This is a genomic window from Frankia canadensis, from assembly GCF_900197875.1.
In the GTDB taxonomy this organism is placed as follows: Bacteria; Actinomycetota; Actinomycetes; order Frankiales; family Frankiaceae; genus Frankia; species Frankia canadensis.
Map to the genome: position 1 here is coordinate 1 of NZ_FZMO01000296.1, position 4,301 is coordinate 4,301.

The following is a 4,301-nucleotide window of genomic DNA, read 5'->3' on the forward strand; positions in this document are numbered from 1 at the left end:
GCCCGCGTCCCCCGCCCCCACCGTGCTCGCGCGGACCGCCTCGCCGGTTGCCACCGGGTGGCCCTCGCCAGATCCGTGGTCGGCCGGCGGAGCGGGCGGGCTGCCCGTCCTGCCGTCCGCGCCCACGCAGGCCGCCGTCCCAGCGGGCCCCGGCCCGGCGGGTGCGCCGGCGCCGCTGCTGTACCCACCCGGGGCGACGGCGTCGGCGCTGCCGGCGGGCGCCGTCCTCGCGGACCTCGCCCGGTTCCCCTGCTGGCTGCGCTGCGGCGGCGCGGCGGACGCGCTGTGGGCGTCCGGTCCGCCGAGCCGGTCCGGCGACGGCGCCGGCGGCGGTCAGCCGCCCAGCGGCCCGCGGCGCGGCTCGTTCGACGACCACGCGGCCCATCTCGTCGGCCCGTTCGCGTGGCTGGTCCTCGCCTGGCCGGTACTCCCGCGCCAGCTGGCCGCGGAACGCGACGCGCTCGCCCGCGCCATCCCCGCCCTGCGCATGCGCGAGCACGACCAGGACGCCCGTCTCGACCTGGAACGCGCCGAGCAGCGCCACCGCGAGCTCGGCCGCGCGGCGGCGAGCGGGATGTGGGACGTGGAGATCCTCGTCGGCGGGGCGAGCCAGGCCGGCGCGTTCTCCCTGGCCGCGCTGCTGTGCAGCGCCAGTGACCTGGACGAGCTGCCCTACACGCTGCGCCCGCTCGGCCCGGTGACCTCGCTCGCGGGCGTCTGGTCGAGCAGCCCACCGCCGCCCGTCGCGTGGGACGCGGCCCGCAGCCCGTTCCGGGCCGGCGCGGAGCTGCTCGCCGCGCTCGCCCGCCCGCCGGCCCGTGAGCTGCCGGGCATCACGCTCGTCACCCCGCACACGTTCGACGTCACCCCGGAGGGCCCGGCGGGTGCGGGGCCCGCGGACCCGGTCGGCGCGCCGGACGCCATCCGCCTCGGTGACGTGCTCGACGCCGGCTGGTCCGCGGCGGGCGCGCTCACCGTCGCGCGGGCCACGCTCAACCGGCACGCCTTCGTCTGTGGCGCCACCGGATCCGGCAAGTCGCAGACCGTGCGGTCGCTGCTGGAGTCGCTGAGCCGGGCGCGCCGCCCGGTGCCCTGGCTGGTGCTGGAACCGGCGAAGGCCGAGTACGCGCGGATGGCCGGTCGCCTCGCCGACCTGACCGGCGCGGCGCCCGAACCGACCGGCTGGGAGCTGCGCCCGGTCAGCGCGGCGGCCAGGCGGCCGGCCGGAGCGGCGGACCCGGGCGAGGTGCTCGTCATCAGACCGGGCCGGCTCGACGCGCCGCCCGCGTCGCTCAACCCGCTGGAGCCCGAGGCCGGGTTTCCGTTGCAGAGCCACGTCGACCTGGTCCGGGCGCTGTTCCTCGCCGCCTTCGAGGCGCACGAGCCGTTCCCCCAGGTACTCGCCCGGGCGCTGACGGCCTGCTACCGCGACCTGGGCTGGAACCTCGTCCTCGACCGTCCGCAGCCGCCGCACCGGCCCCGGTTCCGCGTCGCCGGGCCGGACGAGGACCCGCTCGTCGAGGCGCCCCGGCGCTATCCCACCCTCGGCGACCTGCAAGGCACCGCCACCCGCGTGGTCGAGGACATCGGCTACGGCGCCGAGCTCGCCGCCGACGTGCGCGGCTTCGTCGACGTCCGCATCGGCAGCCTGCGCGAGGGGAGCCCAGGGCGGTTCTTCGAGGGCGGCCACCCCCTCGACATCGGCGCGCTGCTGACCCGCAACGTGGTCTTCGAGCTGGAGGACATCACCAGCGACCAGGACAAGGCGTTCCTGCTCGGCGCGGTGCTGATCCGCATCGTGGAGCATCTGCGGGTCCGCTTCGGCGCGCGCGGGGCGGGCGGGCTGCGCCACGTCCTCGTCGTCGAGGAGGCCCACCGGCTGCTGAAGAACGTCACCGACGGGCCCGCGGCGGCGGCCGTGGAGCTGTTCGCGTCGCTGCTCGCGGAGATCCGCGCGTACGGCGAGGGGCTCGTGGTGGTGGAGCAGATCCCCGCCAAGATCCTCCCCGACGTCGTCAAGAACACCGCGCTCAAGGTGATGCATCGGCTACCGGCGGCCGACGACCGGGAGGCCGTCGGCGCGACGATGAACCTACGCCCGGAGCAGTCGGAGGTCGTGGTCGCCCTGCCCCCCGGGGTCGCGGCGGTGAGCGTGGACGGCATGGACCGGCCCGTCCTCGCCCGGATGGTCGCCGGCGACGACCGGGAGTCCTCGGACCTGGCCCGCCACGACCGGGTGCCGCTGGCCGGACGGCGCAGCGCCCGCTGCGGATCGGACTGCACCGCCGCGCGGGCCTGCACCCTGGAGGAGACGGAGACCGCCGCGCTCGCCGCCCGGGTCCCGCTGCTGGTGCTGTGGGTGGAGGCGATCGCCGCACACCAGGTGATGGGCTTCGGCCACCTGCTCGGCGTGGAGCCGTTCGCCCCGTCGCCGGCGCTGCGCGCGATCCTGGCCACTCATCCGCGCCGACGTCTCGACTGCCTGCTCGCGCACGCCGTCGACCGGGCCACCAGCGCGCGCGCCGCCCACCTGCGGGCCGACGTCGACCCCGACGAGTTCGCCGCCGCCCTGCACACCACTGTGCACCGCCTCCTCGCCCTGCCCGGGCCACCGAACGGCGCCGACGCCCAGCCCGGCGTCCGCACTTCCCATACCGGCGCCGACTCCGGTACCCGCACCGGGTCCGGTACCCGCACCGGCACCGGGTCCGAGCCCCACGCCGGTGTCCACACCGGCGCTGGCGCGTACGCCGACTCCGGTGCCCACAGGGCGGGTGAGCCGAGCCGGGACGCACGGCGGTTGACCGCGGGCGTCTACCGCTGGCAGGACGTTCGCAACGCGCTCGGTGAGGCGGTGCGCCGCCGGGGTGCGCACGCCGCGCCGCACCCGTTGACCGCGGCCTGGCAGGACCGCGGCCTGGCCATCACCGGCGACAGCCTCGGCGCGCAGCTGGCCTGGTTGCGCTCCAGCCCGATCTACGCCGACGACGCGGACCGGGTCAGTGTCGGCGACGCCGAGGCGAGCGGACTGGCCGACGCGGTGCGTGCGGTCGCCGGCGGGACGGACGCCCGCCGCGTCCTGACGGCCCTGGAACGCGCCTGCGCCGGCCCCGGGCTACCCGACCTTGCCAGCCAGATCGCCAACCTCGTCGACCAGGCCGCCGCAGCGCCGCCCAGCCCGTCCGGTGCACCCTCACGCACCGCCCGGGAACGAGCACGTGACACCGCATAAGGCGACAGTTCGGACACGACGGGCCATACTCTGTACTGAAAGACTCCATCTCACCACGGCGCGTGCCGGTAGTTGGCTCTGGTGCGGCAGCCATCGCGCGCGGTCCCGGCCCGGCTGGCCGGTCACGACCAGCCCGTGCGCGACCAGCCGGCGCAGTGCGCGGCGCAGTGCGTACGACGCGCGGTGGTGGGCAGGCGGGACTGGCAAGGCGGGGGGCAACGATGGGGGACGCGGCCCTGGCGACGGCGGAGGCCCAGCTCGTGCGGGGCCTCTACGTGGCGCGGGAACGTTGGGGCTGGGAGTTCGTGGACGGAGGTCCGCCGGTTCCCAGTCCCGTCGCCGACAGTCCGCCCGCCTGGTCGGCACCCCCGCTGCCGGATCTCGCGGCGATGACCGAACGGCGCCGGCTCGCCCTGCGGTCGCTGTGGGTACGGATGCTGCTGCCCGTCGTCTTCGTCGTCTTCGGCACCGTGCTGGCATCCGACGGCGGGTTCTTCTTCGTACCGGCGGGGCTCGCGCTCGCCGCGCTGGCGGGCCTGCCGCCGCTGGTGCGCCACGCCCAGCTACGGCGAGCCCGCAGCCGCACGCCGCTGCTGACCGAGCGGGCCCGCCAGCGGCACGAGGCGGCGATGGCGTCCTGGCAGTCCGAGGTCGACATCCACCGGCGGGCCGACGAGCGGCGCCGGGAGGCCGCCAGCCGGTTCTACCCGATCACGATGCCCTCGCTGGCACCCCGCGTCGACGTGTTCGGCGGGGACGGCAACGGCTGGGCGAGCCTGCTCGCGACCGCCGGCAGCTCCGTGCTCGCCGGCGGCACCGGCATCCTGCTCGTCGACCTCAGCGAGCGGACGGTCGGCGGGGGCCTCGCCCGTGTGGTCGGCCAGGCCTCATGCCCGGTCGAGTCATGGGACCTGCCCCGCCAGCTCGACGAGGTCACCCTGCTCGACGGGCTCGGGCCGCGGGAGGCCGGCGAGCTCGTCGCCGACGCCTTCGAGCCCACCGCGGACGGCGCGGCGGATCCGCACCGCCGCGCCCTGCACGCCGATCTGATCACCACCGTCAGCGAGGC

General features: G+C 76.8%; 1 protein-coding gene and 1 pseudogene. Both read left to right on the forward strand.

Annotated elements, in window-relative coordinates; translation table 11 throughout:
- The coding region (locus C1A33_RS21095) for an ATP-binding protein (protein ID WP_133150762.1) at positions 1–3,232 on the forward strand (3,232 nt) is incomplete at its 5' end.
- 221 nt (positions 3,233–3,453) lie between these two features.
- Positions 3,454–4,301 (forward strand): annotated as a pseudogene (locus C1A33_RS21105) (hypothetical protein); the annotation flags it as partial.